Below are 25,867 nucleotides of genomic sequence, written 5' to 3' on the forward strand. Positions count from 1 at the left end.
GGATAACACCGTATGTTGAATAAGTTGAGCGTAAAAGCCGGTCTGATTGGCTTACTGGTCGTGATGACGTTGATTTTGTTGCTGGTTAGTGTCCTTGGCGCCAATGCCATCCGGCAAAGTGCCACTTCACTACAGAAAATTAACCAGCTTCAGGGAGATGAACTGGGATCGCTGGCAGACAGCTACAGTTTCTCGCTGCGCACGCGTGTTGCCAGTGGTGTTGCGGTGCGTCAGCTTGAAATTGGCATGATGGACGACGCCAAATCCACCACCGACCGGATTGCCGGTTACATCAAACAGGCTAATGCAGATCTGGCGAAATTCAACAGCATTCAGGATGACACCGAGCGGGGCCGTGAATTATCGGCGGCGGTCAGTAAAAGCTACGAAGCTTATAAGGCTAACGGCCTGGTGCCACTTCTGGCCGCACTTCAGGCGCAAAGCGCCGACGGTTATTACGACGTACTGGAAAATAAAATCACGCCGTACAGCAATGCTTACGACAAAGCGCTGGCAGATTTCCGGGCGTACGCCACCGATAATACGGCCCGGAGAATCGAACAGGCACGTACTAATGCCCGCATTCAGGTGACCGTGATTGTGATCGGTTTTCTAATCGCACTGGCGATTGCGCTGATCGCCTGGTTTGCTCTGCAAAAAATTATTATGCATCCGCTGAATTTCTCTATAGCGCAGCTCGAATTCATTGCCAAAGGCGATCTGACGCATGAAATCGATGATTCACGTAATAATGAAATGGGACGCCTGCTCAAGGCCATGAAACAAATGCAGGATTCGCTGGTGCTCTCAGTCGGGCGCGTCCGCGATGCCGGGAATCAGATTGATGTAGGCTCCCGCGAACTGGCCGCTGGTAACGTTCATCTGGCGCAACGTACGGAAGAATCCGCCGCTTCTCTGGAAGAAACCGCCGCCAGTATGGAACAGCTGACATCAACGGTGCGCATGAACGCGGCGAATTCCGAGCAGGCTAATCAGCTGGCGCAAAGCGTCTCCGTCATTGCCGATAAGGGCAGCGAAGTTGTCCATCAGGTGATGGATAAAATGCAGGGAATTACCGACAGTTCGAAACGTATCGGTGACATTATCAGCGTGATTGACGGCATTGCATTCCAGACCAATATTCTGGCGCTGAACGCCGCAGTGGAAGCCGCCCGCGCCGGTGAGCAGGGGCGGGGTTTCGCGGTGGTGGCCGGTGAAGTTCGCAGTCTGGCGCAGCGCAGTGCGCAATCCGCCCGTGAAATCAAAGAGCTGATCGGAGATTCAGAAAGCCGCGTGTCCGAAGGTTCGGCGATGGTGAAATCTGCGGCGGATACGATGGTTGAGATTTCCAGCGAAGTAACGCGGGTGACCAGCCTGATGCGCGAAATTTCCATCGCAACTATTGAACAGACGCACGGCATCGAACAGGTGAATGTGGCGATTACGCAGATGGATCAGGTTGCGCAGCAGAACGCGGCACTGGTCGAGCAGGCCACGGCGGCCACGCGTTCTCTGGAAGAGCAGGCGCAACTGCTGGCGGAAAGCATGGCGGTGTTTAAGCTAAACCGCGCTGAGCATTACTAATACGTTGAATGTGACGTTGAAGACAATAAAAAGGTGGCTTTAAAAGCCACCTTTTTGCGTTTGAGAAACGCTAGGTTACAGAGGTATCACGTTCATTCTTAGATGATTTTTGAGTCGGGTACTGGTTTATTCATCGGGGAATTCAGCGATAAAGCGTTCTGCATCTTCAACCATTGAGCTGTTACCGACGAAGAACGGCGCGCGTTCGTGCAGTTTTTGCGGAATGATATCCAGAATGCGGTTTTTACCGTCACTGGCTTTACCACCAGCTTGTTCGGCCAGGAATGCCATCGGGTTGCATTCATACAACAAACGCAGTTTTCCGTTCGGATGGCTGGCTGTGCTCGGATAAATATAGATGCCACCTTTCAGCAGGTTGCGGTGGAAATCTGCAACCAGTGAACCGATATAACGTGAGGTGTAAGGGCGTTGCGTCGCTTCATCCTGCTCCTGGCAATACTTGATGTATTTTTTAACGCCGAGAGGGAATTTGATGTAGTTGCCTTCATTAATGGAGTACATGTTGCCCTTTGCAGGGAAACGGACTTTTTCGTGAGAGAGGCAGAATACACCGAGTGAAGGATCATAAGTAAAGGCATGAACGCCTGCGCCGGTGGTGTAAACCAGCATGGTGGAAGAGCCGTAAACCACGTAACCTGCGGCAACCTGACGGTTCCCCGGTTGCAGGAAGTCAGCTTCCGTTACGGGCTGGCCGAGCGGAGAAGTCCGGCGGTAGATCGAGAAGATGGTTCCGACTGAAACGTTCACGTCAATGTTTGAAGAGCCGTCTAACGGATCCATCAAAATAACGTATTTCGCATTTTCAGCACGTTCGCCATCGAAAATGACAATTTCATCTTCTTCTTCAGACGCGATACCGGCAATTTCTCCACGTGCTTTCATCGCCGCTTTCAATTTTTCATTTGCGTACAGATCGAGTTTCATCTGTACTTCACCCTGCACATTTTCTGCACCGCTGGTGCCGAGAATGTCAACCAGACCCGCTTTGTTGATATCGCGGTGAATGATTTTAGCGCCGAGTTTTATTGCTGACAGCAAGGCGGTGAGCTCACCGGTTGCATGAGGAAAGTCTTGCTGTTTTTCAACAATAAATTCGCCTAACGTTTTCATAACACGTTCCCTGAATCTAGGATGGATAACGGTTCGTTAATAAAACCTTCACAAGAGCATGGGCAGTTTAGCCCAAATATATGGACGAATCATAGGCAAATCCATTTCTTCTGGGCGATTCTGAGCGGTAGAATAGCGGCTGACTTAAAGGCATTAATGGAAAATATATGCGCATTCATATTCTTGGGATTTGCGGCACGTTTATGGGCGGGCTGGCGATGCTGGCACGTGCACAAGGGCATCAGGTAACCGGTTCGGACGACAACGTTTATCCACCGATGAGTACGCTGTTGGAAAAACAAGGGATCGCGCTGATCCAGGGTTACGATCCGGCTCAGTTAGATCCTCAACCGGATCTGGTAATTATCGGCAACGCGATGACGCGCGGAAACCCGTGTGTCGAAGCCGTGCTCGAACTGGGGATCCCGTATGTCTCCGGCCCGCAGTGGCTGCACGATCATGTTCTGCCGGAGCGCTGGGTTATTGCTGTCGCGGGTACGCACGGCAAAACCACAACGGCGGGAATGGTTACGTGGATCCTTGAAGCCTGCGGCTACGAGCCGGGCTACGTCATTGGCGGCGTGCCGGGCAACTTCGAGGTTTCTGCTCGTCTTGGAAACAGCCCGTTTATGGTTCTGGAAGCGGACGAATATGACTGCGCGTTCTTTGATAAGCGCTCCAAATTCGTTCACTACAGCCCGCGGACGTTGATCCTGAACAATCTCGAATTCGATCACGCGGATATTTTCGATGATCTGAAAGCGATCCAGAAACAGTTCCACCACCTTGTTCGTCTGGTGCCAGGTAAAGGTAAAATTATCCTTCCTGAGCATGACACGCCGCTGAAACAAGTGATGGCGATGGGCTGCTGGAGCGAACAGGAATTTGCCGGTGAAGCAGAAAATTGCGCCTGGGATGCAAAAAAACTGACACCAGATGCCAGCGCTTTCGAGGTTTATCTTCATGGCGAAGTGGTCGGTCAGGTGAACTGGAATCTGGTGGGCGAACACAATATGCATAATGCGCTGATGGCGATTGCGGCTGCGCGTCATGTTGGTGTGAAACCTGAAGATGCCTGCAAGGCACTGGGTGATTTTATCAATGCCCGTCGCCGTCTTGAACTGCGTGGCGTTGAAAATGGCGTCAGCGTGTATGACGATTTTGCGCATCACCCGACGGCTATTCTGGCAACTCTTTCTGCATTGCGCAGCAAAGTGGGCGGGACGGCACGTATTCTGGCTGTTCTCGAACCGCGTTCAAATACCATGAAAATGGGCATGAGCAAAAATGAGCTGGCGCCTTCTCTCGGTCGCGCCGATGAAGTGTTCCTGCTTCAGCCGCAGCATATTCCATGGCAGGTTGCTGAAGTGGCAGAGCGCTGTATCCAGCCTGCGCACTGGAGTGCGGACGTCGATTCACTGGTCGATATGGTGATCAAGGCTTCACAGCCGGGCGATCATATTCTGGTGATGAGTAATGGCGGTTTTGGTGGCATTCACGGGAAGTTATTGACGGCGCTGGCTGCCAAAGCGGAAGCCGCTCAGTAACAGTTATACCCGCAGCGTATAAACTGAAAGCACAGCGATGGCTGTGCTTTTTTTTGCCTGGGATTTGGCTATGCGGCGATTTGCAGACAAAAAAAGGCCCTCAAAAAGTTTGAGGGCCAAAGGGTGTCGTCGGACAGGACGACGAGGGTTACGTTAGCAAGAGAGCGGCAGTGGCAGTGTCTTCTCTCTTCCCAGCCTCAACAGCGCATTAATTTTCGCTGGTATGTGGCTGTTGAAACCCGGTAACGCTAATTCAAATACTCAGGCAGTGGTTTTGTATCAGGGACTGACTCAGAAATCTTATTGATAGATTTCTGCGGTTGCGTGATAAGCACCGTCGTTATGTGCTTCGATCACACGATAAGATTTTGCGCCCTTGCTGTCGGCTTTATCGGACAGCTCCTGGCGAATGTCTGTCGGGACGCCATTGACGCCGCTGACGCTGATAGTGCCCATAGGCTGAAGATTCTCTGCCTGCTGATTAGAAACCAGTTGTGCGGCAGACGCGCCGAAAGAAACAGCAGACAGCAGGCTAAGAGCGGCAATAGTGGTCATGATTTTCATGATAATTTCCTAATTTCATAGACGTTGATGTTAAAAAATGAGAGAGCAACGCCGGTTGAGATTTGGATTCATCAGTTCTGGAATATCTGAGTCCGGCAACGCGAAAAGCGTGGAGGAACATTGATGATGGCAGAGACAAATCCGTCTTGATGCGCTTTGCGCGGGCCTGAATCATTCAGGCCCCTTCGCTTCATTTACCCAGGTTTATTGGTAAATTTCTGCGGTAGCGTGGTAGTTACCTTCTTCACGCACTTCGATAACACGAAATGCTTTAGCCCCTTTGGCATCCGCTTTATCAGACAATGCCTGACGGATATCAGAAGGTGCACCGGCAACGCCGCTTACGCTGATCATCCCGTGTGACTGAAGATGAGCGGCCTGATCCTGAGAAACAGGTTGTGCTGCAAAAGCACCGAATGACAGAGCAGATAGAATGCTTAATGTTGCAATTTTAGTTTTAACGTTCATGATTTTGACCTCGTCGATTTTATTATGTTTTCAACAACTGGTGTTTCACACCACGGAAATGAGTATACATCTAGTCACTCGGAATATTAATAGTTTGCTAATAGTTATTTTGGTGGTTATGTGTGGGCTATTTGAATTTTTAATAACAAAAAGGAATAAAAATTGCTTGAAAATCGATCTTTTGGTGTTAATTTTTCGTAAAATCAACGGATTGAGTGAATTTGACTATTTGTGCTTAATTTTGCAGTCAATCACACCATGGAAATGTTTATGTGACGGGAAAGTGCTTCGTGTGAACAGAATTAACAGGGATAACGACGTGAGGCGTGTATTTTAAAACGACGATATAACGTTAGAGAAGGGTAACTGATAGTTGGATAAGGCAAGGAAGGCTGAGGCCAGAAATTATTTTCTTCTGACCTCAGGCACAGAACTGAAGCAGGAAACAGCGCAATATATCGCCGTATCAGAGTTCCTGTTCAAACAAACTGAGGATTGCGTCGTGAAGTTGTCTGACGCTGAAACCCCGTGCGGGCGTGGTAAAAATTGTGTCATCGCCGGCAATGGTGCCCAGTATCCCTTCGGATTTGCCCAGAGAATCAAGCAGGCGCGCGATCAGCTGTGCCGCGCCCGGACTGGTGCGGATAACGACGACGGCGTCGTTATGGTCAATATCTAAGACCAAATTCTTCAGTGGGCTGGTCGTTGTCGGCACGCCGATTTCGGCAGGCAGGCAATAAACCATCTCCATTTTTGCGTTGCGGGTCCGCACCGCGCCGAATTTTGTCAGCATCCGTGAGACTTTTGACTGATTGATATTATCGAAACCGTCTTCCTGAAGTGCGACGACAATTTCGCCCTGAGAGCTGAATTTCTCTTCCTTCAACAGTGCTTTGAAGGCTTTGATCAAATCTTCCTGTTTAGCAGGATTACGCATTTTGCACCCTGGTCTCTGTATCATCGTTTTGTTGATTATGCAGATATTTGAATTTTTATGCAACACGGGGTCGGCACGTAACATAAGAATTGTGCACTCAGACGGGTATGACAGCGGCGAAGTATACATCTGGACGTCATGAATATGCCGAAATAGTGCATCGCGGGGAATGATTCGCCGGATTGCTGTTAATCAGATGATCTCGATTCAGCTCTCACATTGAATTGAATTTAACCATTTTTTAACCTGGCGGGTTTTGTGGTGCTACTTTTAAGGTGTAGCTTTCCGATAAAAAGTCATAAAAGACCGGAAAAATGGCGCTAAGCGGTGTTTTTTTACTTTCTTAACGACCAAGCTCAGTTTCCCAGCAGTTGAGCGATTGTTTTTAGCTGTATAAGTGATTAAGGTCACACCCAAAATAATTCCACGACACTTATAAGTTAGTGATAAAAAAGGAGTATAGGATGAAAGTTGCAGTTCTAGGTGCTGCGGGCGGTATCGGTCAGGCCCTCGCGCTTCTGCTCAAGACCCAGCTACCTTCCGGTTCCGAACTGTCATTATACGATATCGCACCTGTTACTCCGGGTGTCGCCGTCGATCTGAGCCATATCCCTACTGCAGTAAAAATTAAAGGCTTCTGTGGCGAAGACGCAACGCCAGCGCTTGAAGGCGCGGATATCGTTTTGATCTCTGCCGGTGTGGCGCGCAAACCGGGTATGGATCGTTCCGACCTCTTTAATGTTAACGCCGGTATTGTGCGTAATCTGATTCAGCAGGTTGCGAAAACCTGTCCGCACGCATTAATCGGTATTATCACCAACCCGGTCAATACCACGGTTGCTATTGCTGCCGAAGTTTTGAAAAATGCAGGTGTGTACGACAAAAACAAACTGTTCGGCGTCACCACGCTCGATGCAATCCGCTCGAACACATTCGTGGCTGAACTTAAAGGTAAGCAGCCTGAGGAAATTGACGTGCCCGTGATTGGCGGACACTCTGGGGTGACAATTCTTCCTTTATTGTCTCAGGTGCCCGGTGTGGTATTTAGCGATAGTGAAATCGCTGCGCTGACCAAGCGTATTCAGAATGCAGGAACCGAAGTGGTCGAAGCTAAAGCGGGTGGCGGTTCTGCTACTTTGTCTATGGGGCAGGCGGCAGCACGCTTCGGGCTTTCACTGGTTCGTGCCCTGCAAGGTGAAAGTAACGTTGTTGAATGCGCCTATGTAGAAGGAAAGGGCGATTATGCCCGTTTCTTCGCACAGCCTGTTCTGTTGGGTAAAAAGGGCATCACTGAGCTCATTGATATTGGCAAGCTCAGCGCTTTCGAACAGCAATCACTGGATTCGATGCTGAATATCCTGCGTAAAGATATCGAATTGGGAGAACAGTTTATCAATCACTGATAAGCCTCAAGTGAAGCCGCCGGTATCTCCGGCGGCATTCTCTATTGGCATCATTTATGCTCATTGGGAATGCGGCACCGGCGTTCGATGATCTGAAACGTGGTGGCATCAAAGTAACGGCTTGGCCAGATAATTGACGGGTGAACGCCCAGCGCCCCGGCGATGAGCAATTCTCCTTTTGGCCAGGGCCGGGAGAGTGCATTAGAAAGCGTTGAAGAGCTCAATCCGGCGGATCGTGACACCGCTGCGAGTGTCGTCCCTTTCTTTCTCAGGGCTGCGATAATATCAGCCTGATGCCAGTCATCATTCCTTGTCATCATGGTATTTTCCTTATTTTTAAATCGCTTTTATAAGACTTTCTTTGAAAACATATATTCAATGATTGCTTAGTTGCGTCCAGTTCAATCCTATCAATGTTTCCTAAAAAATATTTTCTGCTCGGATTAAGAAAATACATTCTTATTAGAATTAAAACAAACAAGTAAATTCAGTTTGCTTTTTTGCCTGATACTCTTTTTTTATCCTATTTTTCGAGTTCATTTAATACGAACGCGTTATTGAAGTGTTGATAATTTGAACGCAATTATAGATCTGAATGATTTAAGAGAAGGAAATAACGATTTGGGTTAATGAATGATGAAGATGATATGCGCTTCACATAAGGTTAATGTGACATTATTGATTGTTTATTATAGGGTTTTCGTTTTATTGCGCATGCGGCCTGTCAATTTGATTACATAACTTTCTAAAAAAGACTTTCAAGGGAGATATTCTGTTGTTGATAAACATATTTCATGGAAACATTGTGCGGCAACAGTAGACTCATTCCGAAAAATTGAATATCTTCTTTCCGTTAAATAGGCGTTTTCCTAAATAGTCTGTTTTAATATCTTCTCTAAAATGGGCTTGCAGCGAAAAGGGAAAGCATCCGCAGAATTCTCATGGATTTATAACAGCAACCTTTCTTATTGGATTATATGAGAAAGACAAGGATCGTTATGAAAAAAGAGTGGTTTGCAGCAAAGGAACTGACCGGAAAAGATGGCCTTCCTACCTCAACACAGGGCGTGCACGGCATGGCGCGCAGATTATGTTGGATCAAACGGCGCAGACGTGGTGTCCAGGGACGTGCAGTGGAATATCACATTGACAGCCTGCCGGGTAATACCGTCGCCAGTCTCGCGATGAATGAACATTCTGCTGAATATGTTTACACGTCACATCAGGATCCGCTGGCGATCTGGATCGAAAGTTATAAGCAACTCAAGGAGCCTGAGCGGGAAACGATGATCTCTTTTATCGTGAGGGAAGGGGTATCGGAAATACTAAACAGGCTGCGTAAGTCTGACGATTCATAGATTTGCCAGAACTGACGCGCCTGTGCAGACAGGCACGTCAGGAAACATGAAACATCAGAAATCGCGTTTAACGGCCAGATGCGCCAAACCTTCAAGCGCGGAGCGATATTCAGATTCAGGCAGTACTTGAAGAGCCTGAATCGCTTTGTCAGCTTCTTCTTCAGCACGCTGACGAGTATAAGCCAGAGAACCCCACTGATGCATGGCGGCCAAAACGGGCTCCAGCAAATGGCGTCCGTTGCCTTCTTCGATAGCTTTGCGGATCATTGCTGACTGCTCAGCGTCGCCGTGTTGCATTGCATGCAGCAGAGGCAGAGTCGGTTTGCCTTCATCGAGGTCATCACCGGTATTTTTGCCCAGCGTTTCGCCATCGGCGTCATAATCGAGCAGATCATCTATCAGCTGGAATGCCGTGCCCAAATAGCGACCATAATCCTGCAACGCCGTGATTTGTTCGGTGTTCCCGCCAGCCAGCATGGCAGAAGATTGTGATGCCGCTTCGAACAGGCGGGCGGTTTTGCTATAAATGACCTGCATGTAGCTTTCTTCGGTGATGTCGGGGTCATTGCAGTTAATGAGCTGCTGCACTTCACCTTCTGCAATCACATTCACCGCTTTGGCCATCAGAGCCAGAACCGGCAGTGATTCCAAATCTGTCATCATCTGGAAAGCGCGGGTGTAGATAAAATCACCGACCAGCACGCTGGCGGCGTTTCCGAAAGCGGCGTTGGCCGTGGCTTTTCCACGGCGCATATCGGACTCATCAACTACGTCATCGTGCAGTAATGTCGCGGTGTGAATGAACTCAATCAGAGCGGCGACTTTAATGTGTTTATCACCGTCGTAGGATAGTGCTTTGGCTGCCAGTACTGCTATCATCGGACGGATACGTTTGCCGCCGCCACTGATGATGTAGTATCCCAGCTGATTGATGAGAGAAACCTCTGAATTCAACTGCTCAAGGATGGATGCGTTGACCGCAGCCATGTCATCCTGGGTAAGATCGATAATCTGTTCTAGGTTCATTGTGTTTTTTCGGCTGTTTTTCTCTTCGCCGCAATGAGGTCTGGCTCACATTGGCACATGGCGCTAACTGTAATGGGGATTGTACTTGAAAAACAGTGTAGATAAATGATATCGAAAGAACTGCGCTTTTTTTCTTCTTTTGTCGTCATTGTGCTCTTGTCTTATGCTGATTTTTTGCGTAGAATTCGCGCCCTATTGTGAATATTTATAGCGCCCTCTGGACTATACAAAGTTGAGTGCGCGGAAAGCGGAGTTTTATATGTACGCGGTTTTCCAAAGTGGTGGTAAACAACACCGTGTCAGCGAAGGGCAGACTATTCGTCTCGAGAAGCTGGACGTTGCAACTGGCGAAGCTATCGAATTCGATCAGGTTCTGATGATTGCAAACGGTGAAGAAATTAACATCGGCCTGCCATTAGTTGCTGGCGGTGTAATCAAAGCTGAAGTCGTTGCTCACGGTCGTGGCGAAAAGGTCAAAATCGTTAAGTTTCGTCGTCGTAAACACTATCGTAAGCAGCAGGGCCACCGTCAGTGGTTCACTGACGTTAAAATCACCGGCATCAGCGCTTAAGATTAGGAGAGCGGAACAATGGCACACAAAAAGGCTGGCGGCTCCACACGTAACGGTCGCGATTCAGAAGCTAAACGTCTGGGCGTAAAACGCTTTGGCGGCGAAGCAGTACTGGCAGGCAGCATCATCGTTCGTCAGCGCGGCACCAAATTCCACGCTGGTATCAACGTGGGTTGCGGCAAGGACCACACTCTGTTTGCTTTGGCTGACGGTAAAGTCAAGTTCGAAGTTAAAGGCCCGAAAAACCGTAAGTACATCAGCATCGAAGCTGAATAAGTTTTTCGCGTCTTAGTAAATAGATGTAAGCCCCGCAATTCGTTGCGGGGCTTTTTACATTCTGGTTAGCCCATTCTGGCGGGATATGGACACAAAATCACAGGCATCTGTTGGTATTCTGTTAGCACTAATTACTGCTATGAGCTGGGGTTCTTTACCCATCGCCATGAAGCAGGTCCTGGTGGTAATGGATCCTTTTACTGTGGTTTGGTATCGGTTTTCTCTGGCTGCAATTGTGCTGGGGTGCATTCTGGCAGTTAAACGCAGATTGCCGCCCAGAGCGATTTTTAGCCGCCCACGCTGGCTGATTTTAGTGTTGATCGCAACGTGCGGGTTGCTGGGGAACTTCGTACTTTTTAGTTCCTCCTTGCAATTCCTAAGCCCGACAGCCTCGCAGGTTATCGGCCAGCTTTCGCCGGTCGGTATGATGTTTGCGAGTGTGATTATCCTGAAAGAAAAGATGCGGATCACGCAGGTTATTGGCGCCATTATGCTGATTTTCGGGCTGGTATTATTCTTTAATACCAGCCTGATTGAGATTTTTACCCGGCTGACAGATTACACTTTGGGTGTGATTTTTGGTGTCGGGGCAGCCTCGGTTTGGGTGATTTATGGTGTGGCACAGAAAGTATTGCTGCGTCAACTCGCCTCACCGCAGATCCTGTTTTTGCTGTACACTTTATGTTCTATCGCATTGCTCCCGCTGGCCAGCCCGGCGGTGCTTTCACAGCTCAGCGGCTGGCAGTTTGCCTGTCTGTTGTTTTGCGGCGCGAATACCTTAGTAGGATATGGCGCCTTAGCGGAAGCGATGGCGAGATGGCAGGCGGCCCAGGTCAGTGCAATTGTGACGCTGACTCCGCTGTTTACCCTGCTATTTTCAGATTTACTGGCACTTGCCTGGCCCGATTTTTTTGCTGCACCCGTGCTCAATTTTATTGGTTATATCGGGGCAATTGTGGTGGTGGCGGGGGCAATGTTTTCCGCAGTTGGCCATCGCTGGTGGCCGCGTCGGACAGGGCAAAACCTGGTAGCTAAACACTAGCTGCCCGGTGAATGATTTACGGAGACGGTACAAATGAAGTTTGTTGATGAAGCCACGATTCTGGTTGTGGCCGGTGATGGCGGTAACGGATGCGTCAGCTTCCGTCGCGAAAAATATATCCCTCGTGGCGGCCCTGATGGCGGCGACGGCGGCGACGGCGGTGACGTTTACCTGCTTGCTGATGAAAACCTTAATACGCTGATCGATTTCCGCTTTGTGAAATCTTATCGTGCTGAGCGCGGCACCAACGGTCAAAGCAGCGACTGTACGGGGAAACGCGGTAAAGATATCACCATTAAAGTGCCTGTCGGAACACGCGTTCTGGACCAGAGCACCGGTGAAGTGCTGGCCGATATGACTCAGAATGGTCAGATCAACATGGTCGCCAAAGGCGGTTTCCACGGTTTGGGTAACACCCGTTTCAAGTCTTCCGTGAACCGTTCTCCGCGCCAGAAAACAATGGGCACCAAAGGTGAGGAGCGTGATATCGCGCTCGAGCTGATGTTGTTAGCCGACGTGGGGATGCTGGGTCTTCCGAACGCGGGTAAATCTACATTTATTCGTTCAGTGTCTGCCGCAAAACCGAAAGTTGCTGACTATCCGTTTACGACTTTGGTTCCAAGCCTGGGCGTTGTGCGTATGGATCACGAACAAAGCTTCGTGGTTGCCGACATTCCGGGTTTGATCGAAGGCGCTTCTGAAGGTGCCGGCCTCGGTATCCGCTTCCTGAAGCACCTTGAGCGTTGCCGCGTTTTGTTGCACCTGATTGACATTGCGCCAATCGACGAATCTGATCCGATCGAAAATGCTAAAGTTATTATCAACGAACTGAAGCAATACAACGCTAAACTGGCTGAAAAGCCGCGTTGGTTAGTATTCAACAAAGTTGATCTGATCGAAAAAGAAGAAGCAGAAGCACGTGCTAAAACGATCGCTGAGGCTTTAGGCTGGGAAGGTAATTACTACCTGATTTCCGCCGCGAACCGCGAAGGCGTTAACGCACTGTGCTGGGATGTGATGAAATTCATCAATGAAAATCCTAAGCACATGGCCGTTGAAGCTGCTGTGCCAGAGAAAGTTGAGTTCATGTGGGATGATTATCATCGTGAACAGCTGGCTGAAGTGGAATCTGAAGCCGACGACGACTGGGATGATGACTGGGATGAAGATGACGACGAAGGCGTCGAAATCATTTACGAACGTTAATCCCCTGCACTGGCGTTGTGCGTATAGCGAAAAAGCTGCCTGTTATGGCAGCTTTTTTAATGGTTTTTTTTCAAAGAGAAGGGAGAGTAAGCGAATTCTGTATTGCCACATGTGGCAACCAGCATTGGGCGCTGAGCCCTTTTGCCCCCAAGCGATTGCGGAGCGCCAGGGTTCCGCCATGTAAATTCGCAATGCGTATAACGATATTTAGTCCTAATCCACTGCCGCCATACCGCTGATCGCCTCGTTTGAAGGCTTGCGTCAGTTCACTGGCTTTGGCTTCATCGATCCCCGGACCTTCATCATTAATCTGTACCAGAAAGCCGTTGTTCTGAGGCTCAATCACGATGGCAATTTCGCTGTTCTCCGGCCCGTACCGGTAAGCATTTTCCACCAGATTTCGCACCATAAGCCGGAGCAGTACCGCGTCACCCTGAATCTCAGCACGGGCAGGCATCTGTATGATCAGCTGCTGCTGACGATCGGCAAGCATCTCACTCAGCTCTTCCCGGAGAGGTTCGACGACGTTACTCACCAGATCAACCTGCTGGTATTCACCTTTTGCAAAATTTTGCCCAGCGCGCGAAAGCATCAGCAATTGTTCGATGGTGTGCATTAACAGATCGATGCGGCTTATAAGCGTATCGCTGCCATCCACACCATTTTTTTGCATGATTTCAAGGTGCAGTCGGACGCCGGCCAGGGGAGTTCTCAGCTCATGTGCAGCATCGGCGGTGAACAGCCTTTCCTGCTGGATGGTATTGGAAAGACGGGAAAATAGTTGGTTGAGTGTGTTGGTCACCGCCACCACTTCACGGATTTCTGTATTGAGTGGCAGGGGCGTCAGGTTATCCGCAGAACGGGTTTCCAGGCGCTTTTGCAACTGATTAAGTGGCCGGATGATCCAACTGATGGCCCAGAAAGATAAAACCAGGGTAATCGTCATCATCAGCAAAGAGGGCGCAATGAGGGACGCGATAGCTTCCGCAATCTCTTTCTCAACGTGAGCATTGCGGACTTTTGCGGAAAGCGTGTCATTCACCAGCAGGTTTATCTGCTCCTGACTTTCATGCCAGAGCCAGAAAACGCTGGTGAGCTGGGTGACGAAGAGGATCAGAGCCAGCATAACAAGCAGGCGGCGGCGCATACTGGTCATGGTAAAACTTCCAACCGATAGCCAATACCGCGAACTGTGCGAATAAGCTCTTTACCCAACTTCCGCCGCAGATTATGCACATGAACTTCCAGCGTATTGGATCCCAAATCGTCCTGCCAGGTGTAGAGATCTTGCTGAAGCAATTCGCGATTGACGGTCTGCCCGGCTCGCATCATCAGACGGGATAAAATGGCGAATTCTTTAGGTGTGACTTCTACCGGAGAATCGCCCAGATAGGCCTGCTGAGACGAAAGGTTAATGGTCAGGTTTCCGACAGATATCTGATTGTCACTTTGCCCCTGATAACGACGAATGAGTGCCCGGACGCGGGCCTGCAATTCCACCAGAGCAAAAGGTTTGATCAGATAATCATCCGCACCGGCATCGAGGCCATCAACGCGGTCTTCCAGCGCATCGCGGGCAGTGAGAATCAGCACGGGGAGGGAAATATTTTGACGTCGCCACTGACGCAACAGCGTTGCGCCATCTTTATCCGGCAATCCTAAATCCAGGATCACCAGGCTGTACTGGCTGGTTTGAATCAGACTTTGCGCTTCAGCGGCTGTAGAAGCGCAGTCGCAAACATAATTATCACTGGTAAGTGCCAGAGATAATCCCTGCCGTAAAAGTTCATCATCTTCAACTATCAGCAGTTTCATCGTCTGGCACGGCTCCGTGGTTAATTATTTTGGTAGATGTCCCTGTAGAGACGGCTCTCAAAGCGCACCAGCGGAGCACGCCGTGTGCGCTGGTCTTCAGGCGGAACCGCGTAACCGGAGAGGAACTGGACAAATGCCATGCGTTGTCCGCTGGCCGTGGTGATAAAGCCCGCCAGATTATAAACGCCAGCAAGTGAACCGGTTTTCGCTGACACTTTGCCATCTACGCCCGCTTCATGAAGACCGCCGCGATATTGCAAGGTTCCGTCATGGCCCGCTAAAGGCAGCATAGAAATAAAGTCTAACTCTTTATCGTGCTGCGCGATGTATTGCAGCACCTGCATCATGGTAGCCGGAGACAATAAGTCATGACGGGAGAGACCGGAGCCATCAACCTGAATTGAGTTGCCCAAATCCACGCCTGCTTTCTGACGCAGAATCTGACGAACTGCATCCGAACCCGCACGCCAGGTTCCCGGAACGCCAAAACGCTGATGACCGATTGTACGGAAAACAGTATCGGCGATCATGTTGTCAGATTTTTTCAACATCTGATGCAGTAAATCATGCAACGGAACGGACTGCGTTTGAGCGAGCACAGTTCCGGCAGGCGTTTGCTGAGTCTGGCGTTTTAACGTGCCATCAATCTGGATATCCGCTTGCAGCAATTCGTCTTTCAGAATTGCGCCCGCATAACTGGCCCCATCCTGAATGGCGAATGCCAAAGGCAAAGGCTCGCTGCGCTGGGTCAGACAACCTGTCAGGGTATAACGGTTAAACTCACCCGGCACTACGTCCAGCTCACAGTACTGGGCATCTGGCGAGCCTTTTGCCAGAGTGCGTACTTCGCTAAACATATGAACAGGGTAATAAGATGCCACGCGGATAAAGGCATTTTCGTCCGGTTTCGGGGCGCTGTAGAGGGACACGGAGAAACAGTTCCTGTCGACTATTGCCGCCGCCGGTGGTGCGCTGAAGCACTGGGTGATGTCGTTCCAGGGCCAGCCGGGCGCTTTATCGTGGCTGGCAAATACAGATGTGTTAATAACCACATCGCCACTGATCTCTTTGATGCCCTGTTTTTTTAGCACCGCGACCATATTCCGAATATTCTGACGTTTCAGTGTCGGATCGCCGGAAAAACGAGCAACCAAATCACCTTTCAGCACGCCATCAGAAACGGAACCCGGAGTTTCGAGCGTGGTAGTGAAGCGGAAATCGGGGCCGAGCTGCAAAAGAGCCGCCAACGCGGTGAGAATTTTCATTGTACTGGCAGGCAGAGCCATCTGCGAACCGTGATAATCAAGCACGGGTGCAGGGGCACCGATTTTCTGTACCAGCACAGCCAGATTCGTGCCGTCCGGCAGATATTCTGTGTAATTCTCGATCTGGGCCGCATTTGTATTCAGTACAAACGCGCATGCTAATCCACTGACAATTCGTAAAAAACGCATTATTTTGAGTAAAGGCTCTGGGTAACGGCAGGATAAAGTGGTGCCATACTACGATGCTACGAACCAAGGCGCAACGTGGCTGAAAGTAAACAATGATCCTCAAGGAACTCTACGTTAAAATACGAATCATAATGCAAAATGAATCCTGGCCTGGTGGCAACCCCGGGTGAGGTTTTTTTTGTTTTTCGCCAGAGAGAGTCGGTCAGAAGAGCTGGCTTAATTTCTTACCTGATTCAATCAGGACGGTGTTTACCGAAAGGACAAAGTTAGAGGTAATAATATATGAAACCGATTCCGATGACGTTGCGTGGCGCAGAAAGATTACGTGAAGAACTGGACCATCTGAAAGGTGTCCGTCGTCCGAAAATCATCGCAGATATTGCCACTGCACGTGAGCATGGCGACCTGAAAGAAAATGCTGAATACCACGCCGCCCGCGAGCAGCAGGGTTTTTGTGAAGGTCGCATCCAGGAAATTGAAGCCAAGCTTTCAAATGCTCAGGTTATTGATGTCACTAAAATGCCGGCAACTGGTCGTGTCATTTTTGGCGCAACAGTGAAAGTGCTGAATCTGGACACAGAAGAAGAACAGTCTTACCGCATTGTGGGTGATGACGAAGCTGATTTTAAGCAGAATCTGATTTCTGTGAACTCACCGATTGCACGGGGTTTAATCGGTAAAGAACAGGATGATGTGGTCGTTATCAAAACGCCTGGCGGTGATGTTGAGTTCGAAGTACTGAAGGTCGAATATCTCTAAAAATCTGCATTAAAAAGGGCGAAACACGTTGTTTCGCCCTGTAATTCTCACATTCATGCAGTGAATTGCTTCACAGTAAATTGAAAACTAAAGTAAAAAGGCCACCTGAGGCCTTTCCCTGAACGTGATTTCGTGGCACCTTTCCGAAAATCTAAAGCGCTTTTCGTTAAACCTTAACAGATTAACGCGGTAAGATAATTTTGCGGTCTTCGGTAGAAGGGCGATAAAGTACCAGCATATTGCCGATGACTTGCACATTACACGCCTTGGTTTCACGCACGATTGCGTCTACGATCAAGGTCTTCGTTTCGCGTTCTTCTGCCGCGACTTTTACCTTGATCAGCTCGTGATGCTGCAGCGCCTGTTCAATTTCGGCCAGCACGCCTTCAGTCAGGCCGTTGTTACCCAGCATGACAACCGGTTTTAGTGGATGTGCCAGACCTTTCAGGTACTGTTTTTGTTTATTGTTAAGATTCATCGTCTTTTTTGCTTAAGTTGGGATTGAAAACGGGTCATTCTACCGCCATCTCATGTATATCACCAACCCGGACTGCTCCGGGAAGGGAATTATACTGACTTAGCCATAGACGTCATGATGCTAACAGCTTGTTCCAAAAGCTCTAACTCAGGGTGGTTGGAAAACTATATGGTTATTAAATAATGTCTAATAAGAAGCGTTCTGCAAGTTCCAGTCGCTGGTTGCAGGAACACTTTAGCGATAAATATGTGCTACAAGCACAGAAAAAAGGCCTACGTTCCCGTGCCTGGTTTAAACTTGATGAAATCCAGCAAGGCGATAAGCTGTTTAAACCGGGTATGACAGTCGTCGATTTAGGTGCCGCACCGGGCGGTTGGTCGCAGTTTGCGGCGACCCAAATCGGCAACAAAGGGCGAATTATTGCTCTGGACCTTTTACCTATGGATCCTATTGTAGGAGTCGATTTCCTTCAGGGGGATTTTCGTGATGAATTAGTTCTCAAAGCGCTGCTCGAACGCGTGGGAGAAAACAAAGTTCAGGTGGTCATGTCCGATATGGCCCCGAATATGAGCGGTACTCCGGCAGTCGATATTCCAAAATCGATGTATCTGGTTGAGTTAGCGCTGGATATGTGTCGGGATGTATTAGCACCAGGCGGAAGTTTCCTGGTGAAGGTGTTTCAGGGAGATGGCTTTGATGAATACCTGCGGGAAATTCGCTCCCTGTTTACGAAGGTGAAGATTCGTAAGCCAGACGCTTCCCGAGCACGTTCGCGAGAAGTGTACATCGTAGCGACAGGGCGGAAAGAGTAGTACCCTAACGCTGTTTGTTAACACAGTTGTAATATGAGGTTAATCCCTTGAGTGACATGGCGAAGAACCTGATCCTCTGGTTAGTCATCGCGGTTGTATTGATGTCTGTATTTCAGAGTTTTGGGCCCAGCGAGTCGAATGGCAGTAAGGTGGATTACACTACCTTTACTACCGAAGTGGCCCAAGACCAGGTTCGTGAAGTACGTATCAATGGACGTGCGATTGACGTAACCAAAAAAGACAGCAGCAAATACACAACCTATATCCCGGTAAATGACCCTAAATTACTGGATACGCTGCTGAGCAAAAACGTGAAAGTTGTTGGCGAACCGCCTGAACAGCAGAGCTTCCTCGCAACTATCTTTATTTCATGGTTCCCGATGCTGCTCCTGATTGGCGTCTGGATATTCTTTATGCGACAAATGCAGGGTGGCGGTGGCAAAGGCGCAATGTCATTTGGCAAAAGCAAAGCCCGCATGCTGACGGAAGACCAAATCAAAACCACATTCGCTGATGTTGCAGGTTGCGACGAAGCGAAGGAAGAAGTGAGCGAACTGGTAGATTATCTGCGCGAGCCGAGCCGTTTCCAGAAATTGGGCGGTAAAATTCCTAAAGGCGTTCTGATGGTCGGTCCTCCGGGTACCGGTAAAACCTTGCTGGCTAAAGCCATTGCAGGTGAAGCTAAAGTTCCATTCTTTACTATTTCCGGTTCTGACTTCGTTGAAATGTTCGTGGGTGTGGGGGCATCTCGTGTGCGTGACATGTTCGAACAGGCGAAGAAAGCCGCTCCATGTATCATTTTCATCGATGAAATTGACGCCGTTGGCCGTCAGCGTGGCGCAGGTTTAGGCGGTGGTCACGATGAACGTGAACAAACGCTGAATCAGATGTTGGTTGAGATGGATGGCTTCGAAGGTAACGAAGGAATCATCGTTATTGCCGCGACTAACCGTCCGGACGTTCTTGACCCGGCATTGCTGCGTCCAGGCCGTTTCGACCGTCAGGTTGTGGTTGGCTTGCCGGACGTTCGTGGCCGTGAACAGATTCTGAAAGTTCACATGCGTCGTGTTCCTTTGGCCACTGACGTTGATGCTTCTGTGATTGCCCGTGGTACACCTGGTTTCTCCGGTGCTGACCTGGCAAACCTGGTCAACGAAGCTGCGCTATTCTCCGCACGTGGTAACAAACGCGTGGTGTCTATGGTTGAGTTCGAAAAAGCCAAAGACAAAATCATGATGGGTGCAGAACGTCGTTCCATGGTGATGACAGAATCGCAGAAAGAATCGACCGCGTATCATGAAGCAGGCCACGCCATCATTGGCCGTCTGGTTCCTGAACACGACCCTGTGCATAAAGTGACGATTATTCCTCGCGGTCGTGCATTAGGTGTGACCTTCTTCCTGCCTGAAGGCGATGCCATTAGCGCCAGCCGTCAGAAACTCGAAAGCCAGATTTCTACCTTGTACGGTGGCCGTCTTGCTGAAGAAATCATCTACGGCGTGGAAAAAGTGTCTACCGGCGCGTCTAACGACATTAAAGTTGCAACGTCGATTGCCCGTAACATGGTGACGCAATGGGGCTTCTCAGAGAAATTAGGTCCGTTGCTGTATGCAGAAGAAGAAGGCGAAGTCTTCCTCGGTCGTTCAGTGGCGAAAGCTAAGCATATGTCTGATGAAACAGCCCGCATCATCGACCAGGAAGTAAAATCACTGGTTGAGCGTAACTATGTGCGTGCACGCACTTTGCTGATGGAAAACATGGATATCCTTCATTCAATGAAAGATGCCCTGATGAAATATGAAACCATCGATGCACCACAAATTGACGACCTGATGAACCGTACAGAAGTTCGCCCGCCAGCAGGCTGGGACGATGCAAACGGTAAAAACGGTAACGGCAATTCTAACGACGGTGGCGCGCCTAAAGCCCCAACGCCAGTTGACGAACCTCGTACACCAAATCCTGGCAACACGATGTTTGAGCAATTCAGCGGCAAATAAGCAGCTGGTTGGAAAATAACGCAGATAACACTCAACCCCGGGCTTGCCCGGGGTTTTTTATGCGTGCATTCTTTGTCTCGGAATTTGAAACTGCCTCACGAAAGACCAGAAGGGACATGATTTATGCACCTCACAGCCAGAGAGTCGATACTGGATCTCACTTATCCCCAGGTGATGGGGATCCTGAATGTTACCCCGGATTCTTTTTCCGATGGCGGGCGACACAACACGCTGGATCTTGCGCTTCGACACGCTCAGGCGATGGTTGATGCTGGCGCGACAATCCTTGATATCGGGGGCGAATCAACGCGTCCGGGCGCAGCTGAAGTGAGCGAAGATGAAGAACTGGCCCGCGTGGTACCGATCGTTGAGGCGATAGCCCGGCGTTTTGATGTCTGGATTTCTGTCGATACCTCGAAGGCTTCAGTGATCCGCGAATCCGCGAATGCGGGCATGCATTTGATTAACGACATTCGTTCGCTTCAGGAGCCGGGAGCATTGCAGGCTGCGGCAGAAACCGGGTTACCCGTTTGTCTGATGCACATGCAAGGAGACCCGAAAACAATGCAGTATTCTCCGCATTACGGGGATGTAGTTGCCGAAGTTGAGCAGTATCTTGCCGGGCAAATTTCGCGTTGTGTGAACGCCGGTATTCCTAAAAATAAATTGTTACTCGACCCCGGCTTCGGTTTCGGTAAAAATCTGGAACACAATTACCAGATGCTCGCCCGACTGGCAGAATTCCATCATCTGGGATTGCCGCTTCTGGTGGGTATGTCGCGAAAATCTATGGTGGGGCAACTGCTGCATGTGTCACCTGAAAAGCGGGTTACCGGGAGTGTCGCCTGTGCAGTCATCGCGGCTATGCAAGGCGCTCAGATAATCCGGGTACATGATGTCAAAGAAACCGTTGAAGCGATGCGTATCGTCGAAGCCACACTTTCTGCAAGGAATAAAAAATAACTATGAGCAACCGTAAATACTTTGGGACAGATGGCATCCGCGGAAAAGTAGGCGATAGCCCGATTACACCTGATTTTGTTCTGAAACTCGGCTGGGCTGCCGGCAAAGTGCTGGCACGACACGGTTCGCGCAAAGTTATTATCGGCAAAGACACCCGCATTTCCGGTTATATGCTGGAATCTGCACTGGAAGCCGGGCTGGCTGCGGCCGGTCTGTCGGCTTCTTTCACCGGGCCTATGCCAACGCCAGCGGTTGCTTACCTTACAAGAACATTCCGGGCAGAAGCGGGGATTGTTATCTCTGCATCGCATAACCCTTACTACGACAACGGCATCAAGTTTTTCACCATCGACGGTACGAAACTGCCTGATGAAGTTGAAGAGGCTATTGAAGCTGAGCTGGAAAAACCGCTGACCTGCGTAGAGTCTGCCGAACTGGGCAAAGCCAGCCGGATCGTTGACGCAGCAGGCCGTTATATCGAATTTTGCAAAGGTACATTCCCGAGCGAACTGAGCCTGAATAGCCTCAAAATTGTGGTCGACTGTGCCAATGGTGCAACCTATCACATTGCCCCAAGCGTGCTGCGCGAACTGGGTGCTAAAGTGATTGCGATAGGCTGCGAGCCTGACGGCATGAACATCAATGAAGAATGCGGTGCGACAGATGTACGTCAGTTGCAAAAACGCGTTCTGGCAGAAAAAGCTGACCTCGGTCTGGCATTTGATGGCGACGGTGACCGTTTGATCATGGTTGACCACGAAGGCAACAAGGTCGATGGCGACCAGATCCTTTATATCATTGCGCGTGAAGGTTTGCGCCAGGGGCAGCTGAAAGGCGGCGCCGTGGGCACGCTGATGAGTAATATGGGGCTGGAACTAGCGCTCAAACAGCTGGGCATTCCTTTCACCCGCGCTAAAGTCGGCGACCGCTACGTGCTGGAGAAAATGCAGGAGAAAGGCTGGCGTATCGGTGCAGAAAACTCAGGTCACATTATCCTGCTGGACAAAACCACCACAGGAGATGGCATCGTGGCCGGTTTGCAAGTGCTCACTGCGATGGTTCGCAACCATATGAGCCTTCACGATCTTTGCAGCGGCATGAAATTGTTGCCGCAGATTTTGGTGAATGTTCGCTTTGCCGGGGAACACGATCCGCTGGAATCCGACGACGTCAAAAAAGTGACTGCTGAAGTGGAAAAAGAGCTGGGTGGTCGCGGCCGTGTGCTGTTACGCAAATCAGGCACCGAACCGTTGCTGCGCGTGATGGTTGAAGGCGAAGACGCGGCACTGGTCGAAAAACTGGCGAACCGTATCGCCGATGCCGTAAAAGCCGTGAAGCCGTAAGCCGATAAAAAACGGTGAATTTTCATTTTTTCGCCGCCGCTTTATTTCTGGGGAGCGGCGTAAAATGAATCACTTTGGTTGTTTTGACGGATATTTGACGATTTTTTCCGCAAACGAACAATCTGATGAAAATTGGCCTTGCGCGGTAATACGGCTTTGGTTAGTATTCACACCCGCTTCAGTGGGTCCTTGAATGACCTGCTAAATTGGTGAGAAGCAATTGGCATGCGGTGAACCCGCGAGGATACAGGTACTACTATGTACGACGCTCTTCTGGTGATTTTCCTTATCGTAGCAATCGGCCTTGTGGCTCTGGTTATGCTGCAACAGGGTAAAGGCGCTGATATGGGAGCCTCTTTCGGAGCAGGTGCTTCTGGCACATTGTTCGGTTCGAGTGGTTCCGGTAACTTCATGACCCGCATGACAGGCATTTTGGCCGCACTGTTCTTTATCATTAGTTTGATTCTTGGGAACATGAGCACCAATAAAGGCCAAAAAGGTAGTGAGTGGGAAAACTTAAGTCAGCCAGCACAAACTGAGCAGACAACTGCACCGGCCGCTCCAGCAGCGCCTAACAGTGACGTTCCTCACTAAGCAGTAAACTTCTTATCAAAAGAAGCAGAGTTTTAAACAGTGGCTTGTGCTTGGACAGTATGAGCGATTGTGAAAAAAAAGAGTGCCGAGGTGGTGGAATTGGTAGACACGCTACCTTGAGGTGGTAGTGCCCGAATGGGCTTACGGGTTCAAGTCCCGTCCTCGGTACCAATCTTTATGATAACTTGCTTTTAAGCGGTTATCGGCGTAGTATTTGCCACGTTTTCGGACGCGGGGTGGAGCAGCCTGGTAGCTCGTCGGGCTCATAACCCGAAGGTCGTCGGTTCAAATCCGGCCCCCGCAACCACTTTCCCTAAGTGTTTATTTCAAATAGACTTTCAGTATCTTCCTGTGATGTTCTGCAGTTCCAATTTGAAAGCTTCAATTTGAAAATAATACTTTGCGAAAGTTGCACCGAAGCCGCCTGTGCGGCAAATAGGGTCCAGTTGCATAAAGCCCCGATTTATCGGGGTTTTTTGTTATTTGGCAACAGAATCACTGGGCTATTTAGCCCTTTTTTTATGTCTTGGGGGTGGGCTTGTCCACATTAGAACAAAAATTAACAGAGCTGATTACAGCACCAGTCGAGGCACTTGGCTTTGAGCTGGTGGGCATCGAGTTCGTTCGGGCTCGCCAATCGACGTTGCGCATCTATATTGATAGTGACGCCGGGATCAATGTTGATGATTGTGCTGATGTCAGCCACCAGGTGAGCGCTGTGCTGGACGTAGAAGATCCAGTCACCGTCGCCTATAACCTGGAAGTTTCCTCTCCAGGCCTTGATCGTCCTATGTTCACCGCTGAACATTATCAACGTTTCCTCGGTGACGAAGTTAGCATTGTCCTGCGAATGGCTGTGCAGAACCGTCGCAAATGGCAGGGCATTATTAAGGCTGTCGAAGGCGAAATGATCACGGTGACAGTGGAAGGGAAAGATGAAGTGTTCGCACTGAGCAACATCCAGAAAGCGAACCTGGTACCCCACTTTTAAAGAGTTTGGAAGAGGCAACTAGGATGAACAAAGAGATTCTGGCTGTTGTAGAAGCAGTTTCTAATGAAAAATCCCTCCCGCGCGAGAAGATTTTTGAAGCGCTGGAAATTGCATTATCAACAGCGACCAAGAAAAAATACGAGCAGGAAATCGAAGTCCGCGTCAGCATTGACCGCAAAACCGGTGACTTTGATACCTTCCGTCGTTGGGTTGCAGTCGACGAAGTGACTCAGCCTACCCGCGAGATCACCCTCGAGGCCGCACAATACGAAGATCCGTCCATCGAGCTTGGCGGATACATCGAAGACCAAATTGAGTCGGTCACTTTCGACCGCATCACCACACAGACTGCTAAACAAGTTATCGTACAAAAAGTACGTGAAGCAGAACGTGCAATGGTGGTTGAGCAATTCCGCGAACAACAGGGCGAAATCGTCACTGGTGTCGTTAAAAAAGTAAACCGCGACAGCATCGCACTGGATTTAGGCAGCAACGCTGAAGCCGTTATCCTGCGTGAAGACATGCTTCCGCGTGAAAACTTCCGCTCTGGCGACCGTATCCGTGGCGTGCTGTATGATGTTCGTCCGGAAGCACGTGGCGCCCAGTTGTTTGTCAGCCGTTCACGTAATGAGATGCTGATCGAACTGTTCCGCATCGAAGTACCAGAAATTGGTGAAGAGCTGATTGAGATTAAAGCGGCAGCCCGTGATCCCGGTTCCCGTGCAAAAATCGCAGTGAAAACCAACGATAAACGTATCGACCCGGTAGGTGCCTGTGTCGGTATGCGTGGCGCACGCGTTCAGGCCGTATCCAGTGAACTGGGCGGTGAACGTATCGATATCATCCTTTGGGATGATAATCCTGCGCAATTCGTGATCAACGCTATGGCGCCGGCAGACGTCGCTTCCATCGTTGTTGATGAAGATAAATGCACCATGGATATCGCCGTCGAAGCCAGCAACCTGGCACAGGCGATTGGCCGTAATGGTCAGAACGTGCGTTTGGCCTCCCAATTGTTGAAACAGCATCGTGGTGATGACAAGTGGGAACTGAACGTGATGACAGCAGACGACCTGCAAGCCAAGCATCAGGCTGAGGCACACGCTGCGATTGATACCTTCACGAAATACCTGGCCATTGATGAAGATTTTGCCACGGTTCTGGTCGAAGAAGGTTTCTCTACGCTTGAAGAACTGGCTTACGTGCCAGTCAACGAACTGCTTGAAATCGACGGCCTGGATGAAGACACCGTGGACGCGCTGCGCGAACGTGCAAAAGAAGCGCTGACCACTATTGCTTTAGCCCAGGAAGAAAGTCTCGGTGATAAAAAGCCTGCTGATGATCTGCTGAACCTGGCGGGTCTGGAACGTAGCATGGCATTTAAACTGGCTGCCCAAGGGGTTTGTACGCTGGAAGATCTTGCCGAGCAGGGTGTCGACGATCTGGCTGATATTGAAGGTCTTACTGACGAGCGGGCTGGTGAACTTATCATGGCTGCGCGCAATATCTGCTGGTTTGGCGACAACGCGTAATAAACTGTAGCAG

At 49.8% G+C, this 25,867-nt stretch carries 26 protein-coding genes and 2 tRNA genes; 18 read left to right on the forward strand and 10 right to left on the reverse strand.

The window, feature by feature from the left end; all coding sequences use genetic code 11:
- Positions 1 to 12 precede the first annotated feature (12 nt).
- Positions 13 to 1,584: a methyl-accepting chemotaxis protein gene (locus GW579_RS09615; RefSeq protein ID WP_165058854.1), complete on the forward strand. Its 1,572-nt coding sequence runs from the start codon at positions 13 to 15 to the stop codon at positions 1,582 to 1,584.
- Positions 1,585 to 1,710: 126 nt separating this feature from the next.
- Here GW579_RS09615 and fbp read toward each other — a convergent pair whose 3' ends face one another.
- Positions 1,711 to 2,715: a class 1 fructose-bisphosphatase gene (gene fbp, locus GW579_RS09620; RefSeq protein WP_152325305.1), complete on the reverse strand. Its 1,005-nt coding sequence runs from the start codon at positions 2,713 to 2,715 to the stop codon at positions 1,711 to 1,713.
- A 167-nt stretch (positions 2,716 to 2,882) separates the two neighbouring features.
- On the opposite strand from fbp, the gene mpl reads away from it, so the two are divergent.
- Positions 2,883 to 4,262, forward strand: coding sequence for a UDP-N-acetylmuramate:L-alanyl-gamma-D-glutamyl-meso-diaminopimelate ligase (gene mpl / locus GW579_RS09625; RefSeq protein ID WP_152325304.1), 1,380 nt, complete (start codon positions 2,883 to 2,885; stop codon positions 4,260 to 4,262).
- Positions 4,263 to 4,562: 300 nt separating this feature from the next.
- Here the strand turns inward: mpl and yhcN (GW579_RS09630) are convergent, their stop codons facing one another.
- The 3 genes from yhcN (GW579_RS09630) to argR form a co-directional block, all read right to left on the reverse strand.
- Entirely contained in the window at positions 4,563 to 4,826 is a 264-nt protein-coding gene (gene yhcN / locus GW579_RS09630; protein ID WP_152325303.1) for a peroxide/acid stress response protein YhcN, read from the reverse strand.
- A gap of 204 nt (positions 4,827 to 5,030) precedes the next feature.
- Complete coding sequence (gene yhcN, locus GW579_RS09635) at positions 5,031 to 5,294, reverse strand: peroxide/acid stress response protein YhcN (RefSeq protein ID WP_152325302.1); 264 nt, start codon at positions 5,292 to 5,294, stop codon at positions 5,031 to 5,033.
- 466 nt (positions 5,295 to 5,760) lie between these two features.
- On the reverse strand, positions 5,761 to 6,231 hold the full coding sequence (gene argR / locus GW579_RS09640) for a transcriptional regulator ArgR (RefSeq protein ID WP_152325301.1): 471 nt from the start codon (positions 6,229 to 6,231) through the stop codon (positions 5,761 to 5,763).
- Positions 6,232 to 6,695: 464 nt separating this feature from the next.
- Here argR and mdh point away from each other — a divergent pair, with 464 nt between their 5' ends.
- Positions 6,696 to 7,634, forward strand: a complete 939-nt coding sequence (gene mdh / locus GW579_RS09645) for a malate dehydrogenase (protein ID WP_165058856.1) — start codon at positions 6,696 to 6,698, stop codon at positions 7,632 to 7,634.
- 50 nt (positions 7,635 to 7,684) lie between these two features.
- Here mdh and GW579_RS09650 read toward each other — a convergent pair whose 3' ends face one another.
- A complete protein-coding gene (locus GW579_RS09650; protein WP_152325299.1) occupies positions 7,685 to 7,954 on the reverse strand; it encodes a helix-turn-helix domain-containing protein in 270 nt (89 codons plus the stop codon).
- A 678-nt stretch (positions 7,955 to 8,632) separates the two neighbouring features.
- Between GW579_RS09650 and GW579_RS09655 the strand changes: the two genes are divergently transcribed.
- A complete protein-coding gene (locus GW579_RS09655; protein ID WP_152325298.1) occupies positions 8,633 to 8,992 on the forward strand; it encodes a DNA-binding protein in 360 nt (119 codons plus the stop codon).
- Between the two features lie 54 nt (positions 8,993 to 9,046).
- On the opposite strand, the gene ispB is transcribed toward GW579_RS09655, so the two are convergent.
- Positions 9,047 to 10,018 (reverse strand): octaprenyl diphosphate synthase, encoded by a 972-nt coding sequence (ispB, locus tag GW579_RS09660; RefSeq protein ID WP_152325297.1) that lies wholly within the window; start codon positions 10,016 to 10,018, stop codon positions 9,047 to 9,049.
- Between the two features lie 259 nt (positions 10,019 to 10,277).
- Here ispB and rplU point away from each other — a divergent pair, with 259 nt between their 5' ends.
- The 4 genes from rplU to cgtA all read left to right on the forward strand — a co-directional run bounded on the left by rplU (position 10,278) and on the right by cgtA (position 13,113).
- The gene (gene rplU, locus GW579_RS09665; protein ID WP_013573804.1) at positions 10,278 to 10,589 is read left to right on the forward strand and encodes a 50S ribosomal protein L21; all 312 of its coding nucleotides are present in this window, start codon (positions 10,278 to 10,280) and stop codon (positions 10,587 to 10,589) included.
- Between the two features lie 18 nt (positions 10,590 to 10,607).
- Entirely contained in the window at positions 10,608 to 10,865 is a 258-nt protein-coding gene (gene rpmA / locus GW579_RS09670) for a 50S ribosomal protein L27 (protein ID WP_013573805.1), read from the forward strand.
- Positions 10,866 to 10,950: 85 nt separating this feature from the next.
- Positions 10,951 to 11,907, forward strand: coding sequence for a DMT family transporter (locus GW579_RS09675; protein ID WP_165058858.1), 957 nt, complete (start codon positions 10,951 to 10,953; stop codon positions 11,905 to 11,907).
- Between the two features lie 33 nt (positions 11,908 to 11,940).
- A complete protein-coding gene (cgtA, locus tag GW579_RS09680; protein WP_152325295.1) occupies positions 11,941 to 13,113 on the forward strand; it encodes an Obg family GTPase CgtA in 1,173 nt (390 codons plus the stop codon).
- 70 nt (positions 13,114 to 13,183) lie between these two features.
- Here the strand turns inward: cgtA and pmrB are convergent, their stop codons facing one another.
- Genes pmrB through dacB form a run of 3 tightly spaced genes read right to left on the reverse strand, consistent with a single transcriptional unit; the run spans position 13,184 to position 16,382 of the window.
- Positions 13,184 to 14,269 (reverse strand): two-component system sensor histidine kinase PmrB, encoded by a 1,086-nt coding sequence (pmrB, locus tag GW579_RS09685; RefSeq protein WP_165058860.1) that lies wholly within the window; start codon positions 14,267 to 14,269, stop codon positions 13,184 to 13,186.
- Positions 14,266 to 14,928, reverse strand: coding sequence for a two-component system response regulator PmrA (gene pmrA / locus GW579_RS09690; RefSeq protein WP_152325293.1), 663 nt, complete (start codon positions 14,926 to 14,928; stop codon positions 14,266 to 14,268). The genes pmrB and pmrA overlap by 4 nt, the downstream gene beginning before the upstream one ends.
- A gap of 20 nt (positions 14,929 to 14,948) precedes the next feature.
- Positions 14,949 to 16,382, reverse strand: coding sequence for a serine-type D-Ala-D-Ala carboxypeptidase (gene dacB / locus GW579_RS09695; RefSeq protein ID WP_152325292.1), 1,434 nt, complete (start codon positions 16,380 to 16,382; stop codon positions 14,949 to 14,951).
- Positions 16,383 to 16,664: 282 nt separating this feature from the next.
- Here dacB and greA point away from each other — a divergent pair, with 282 nt between their 5' ends.
- Complete coding sequence (greA, locus tag GW579_RS09700) at positions 16,665 to 17,141, forward strand: transcription elongation factor GreA (protein ID WP_152325291.1); 477 nt, start codon at positions 16,665 to 16,667, stop codon at positions 17,139 to 17,141.
- 181 nt (positions 17,142 to 17,322) lie between these two features.
- Here greA and yhbY read toward each other — a convergent pair whose 3' ends face one another.
- Entirely contained in the window at positions 17,323 to 17,619 is a 297-nt protein-coding gene (gene yhbY / locus GW579_RS09705; protein ID WP_095923662.1) for a ribosome assembly RNA-binding protein YhbY, read from the reverse strand.
- A 182-nt stretch (positions 17,620 to 17,801) separates the two neighbouring features.
- Between yhbY and rlmE the strand changes: the two genes are divergently transcribed.
- The 9 genes from rlmE to nusA all read left to right on the forward strand — a co-directional run bounded on the left by rlmE (position 17,802) and on the right by nusA (position 25,854).
- Positions 17,802 to 18,431, forward strand: a complete 630-nt coding sequence (gene rlmE / locus GW579_RS09710; protein WP_152325290.1) for a 23S rRNA (uridine(2552)-2'-O)-methyltransferase RlmE — start codon at positions 17,802 to 17,804, stop codon at positions 18,429 to 18,431.
- A gap of 56 nt (positions 18,432 to 18,487) precedes the next feature.
- The gene (ftsH, locus tag GW579_RS09715) at positions 18,488 to 20,431 is read left to right on the forward strand and encodes an ATP-dependent zinc metalloprotease FtsH (RefSeq protein ID WP_165059684.1); all 1,944 of its coding nucleotides are present in this window, start codon (positions 18,488 to 18,490) and stop codon (positions 20,429 to 20,431) included.
- A 123-nt stretch (positions 20,432 to 20,554) separates the two neighbouring features.
- Positions 20,555 to 21,394, forward strand: coding sequence for a dihydropteroate synthase (gene folP / locus GW579_RS09720; protein ID WP_165058862.1), 840 nt, complete (start codon positions 20,555 to 20,557; stop codon positions 21,392 to 21,394).
- 2 nt (positions 21,395 to 21,396) lie between these two features.
- Positions 21,397 to 22,737 carry a phosphoglucosamine mutase gene (gene glmM / locus GW579_RS09725; RefSeq protein WP_152325287.1) on the forward strand — a complete coding sequence of 447 codons (1,341 nt, stop codon included), beginning with the start codon at positions 21,397 to 21,399 and terminating at the stop codon, positions 22,735 to 22,737.
- A 258-nt stretch (positions 22,738 to 22,995) separates the two neighbouring features.
- Positions 22,996 to 23,331 carry a preprotein translocase subunit SecG gene (gene secG / locus GW579_RS09730; protein WP_101078321.1) on the forward strand — a complete coding sequence of 112 codons (336 nt, stop codon included), beginning with the start codon at positions 22,996 to 22,998 and terminating at the stop codon, positions 23,329 to 23,331.
- Between the two features lie 84 nt (positions 23,332 to 23,415).
- A tRNA-Leu gene (locus GW579_RS09735) sits at positions 23,416 to 23,502 on the forward strand.
- A gap of 59 nt (positions 23,503 to 23,561) precedes the next feature.
- Positions 23,562 to 23,638 (forward strand) — tRNA-Met (locus tag GW579_RS09740).
- Positions 23,639 to 23,869: 231 nt separating this feature from the next.
- On the forward strand, positions 23,870 to 24,322 hold the full coding sequence (rimP, locus tag GW579_RS09745; protein ID WP_147243271.1) for a ribosome maturation factor RimP: 453 nt from the start codon (positions 23,870 to 23,872) through the stop codon (positions 24,320 to 24,322).
- Positions 24,323 to 24,345: 23 nt separating this feature from the next.
- On the forward strand, positions 24,346 to 25,854 hold the full coding sequence (gene nusA / locus GW579_RS09750) for a transcription termination factor NusA (protein WP_152325286.1): 1,509 nt from the start codon (positions 24,346 to 24,348) through the stop codon (positions 25,852 to 25,854).
- Positions 25,855 to 25,867: the final 13 nt, after the last annotated feature.

The sequence above is a fragment of the Rahnella contaminans genome, from assembly GCF_011065485.1.
GTDB lineage: Bacteria > Pseudomonadota > Gammaproteobacteria > Enterobacterales > Enterobacteriaceae > Rahnella > Rahnella contaminans.

Bases quoted from the DNA above. Each gene is read 5' to 3' on its own strand.
- GW579_RS09615 (WP_165058854.1), top strand. From the start codon at position 13: ATGTTGAATAAGTTGAGCGTAAAAGCCGGTCTGATTGGCTTACTGGTC.
- fbp (WP_152325305.1), bottom strand. From the start codon at position 2,715: ATGAAAACGTTAGGCGAATTTATTGTTGAAAAACAGCAAGACTTTCCT.
- mpl (WP_152325304.1), top strand. From the start codon at position 2,883: ATGCGCATTCATATTCTTGGGATTTGCGGCACGTTTATGGGCGGGCTG.
- yhcN (WP_152325303.1), bottom strand. From the start codon at position 4,826: ATGAAAATCATGACCACTATTGCCGCTCTTAGCCTGCTGTCTGCTGTT.
- yhcN (WP_152325302.1), bottom strand. From the start codon at position 5,294: ATGAACGTTAAAACTAAAATTGCAACATTAAGCATTCTATCTGCTCTG.
- argR (WP_152325301.1), bottom strand. From the start codon at position 6,231: ATGCGTAATCCTGCTAAACAGGAAGATTTGATCAAAGCCTTCAAAGCA.
- mdh (WP_165058856.1), top strand. From the start codon at position 6,696: ATGAAAGTTGCAGTTCTAGGTGCTGCGGGCGGTATCGGTCAGGCCCTC.
- GW579_RS09650 (WP_152325299.1), bottom strand. From the start codon at position 7,954: ATGATGACAAGGAATGATGACTGGCATCAGGCTGATATTATCGCAGCC.
- GW579_RS09655 (WP_152325298.1), top strand. From the start codon at position 8,633: ATGAAAAAAGAGTGGTTTGCAGCAAAGGAACTGACCGGAAAAGATGGC.
- ispB (WP_152325297.1), bottom strand. From the start codon at position 10,018: ATGAACCTAGAACAGATTATCGATCTTACCCAGGATGACATGGCTGCG.
- rplU (WP_013573804.1), top strand. From the start codon at position 10,278: ATGTACGCGGTTTTCCAAAGTGGTGGTAAACAACACCGTGTCAGCGAA.
- rpmA (WP_013573805.1), top strand. From the start codon at position 10,608: ATGGCACACAAAAAGGCTGGCGGCTCCACACGTAACGGTCGCGATTCA.
- GW579_RS09675 (WP_165058858.1), top strand. From the start codon at position 10,951: ATGGACACAAAATCACAGGCATCTGTTGGTATTCTGTTAGCACTAATT.
- cgtA (WP_152325295.1), top strand. From the start codon at position 11,941: ATGAAGTTTGTTGATGAAGCCACGATTCTGGTTGTGGCCGGTGATGGC.
- pmrB (WP_165058860.1), bottom strand. From the start codon at position 14,269: ATGACCAGTATGCGCCGCCGCCTGCTTGTTATGCTGGCTCTGATCCTC.
- pmrA (WP_152325293.1), bottom strand. From the start codon at position 14,928: ATGAAACTGCTGATAGTTGAAGATGATGAACTTTTACGGCAGGGATTA.
- dacB (WP_152325292.1), bottom strand. From the start codon at position 16,382: ATGCGTTTTTTACGAATTGTCAGTGGATTAGCATGCGCGTTTGTACTG.
- greA (WP_152325291.1), top strand. From the start codon at position 16,665: ATGAAACCGATTCCGATGACGTTGCGTGGCGCAGAAAGATTACGTGAA.
- yhbY (WP_095923662.1), bottom strand. From the start codon at position 17,619: ATGAATCTTAACAATAAACAAAAACAGTACCTGAAAGGTCTGGCACAT.
- rlmE (WP_152325290.1), top strand. From the start codon at position 17,802: ATGTCTAATAAGAAGCGTTCTGCAAGTTCCAGTCGCTGGTTGCAGGAA.
- ftsH (WP_165059684.1), top strand. From the start codon at position 18,488: ATGGCGAAGAACCTGATCCTCTGGTTAGTCATCGCGGTTGTATTGATG.
- folP (WP_165058862.1), top strand. From the start codon at position 20,555: ATGCACCTCACAGCCAGAGAGTCGATACTGGATCTCACTTATCCCCAG.
- glmM (WP_152325287.1), top strand. From the start codon at position 21,397: ATGAGCAACCGTAAATACTTTGGGACAGATGGCATCCGCGGAAAAGTA.
- secG (WP_101078321.1), top strand. From the start codon at position 22,996: ATGTACGACGCTCTTCTGGTGATTTTCCTTATCGTAGCAATCGGCCTT.
- nusA (WP_152325286.1), top strand. From the start codon at position 24,346: ATGAACAAAGAGATTCTGGCTGTTGTAGAAGCAGTTTCTAATGAAAAA.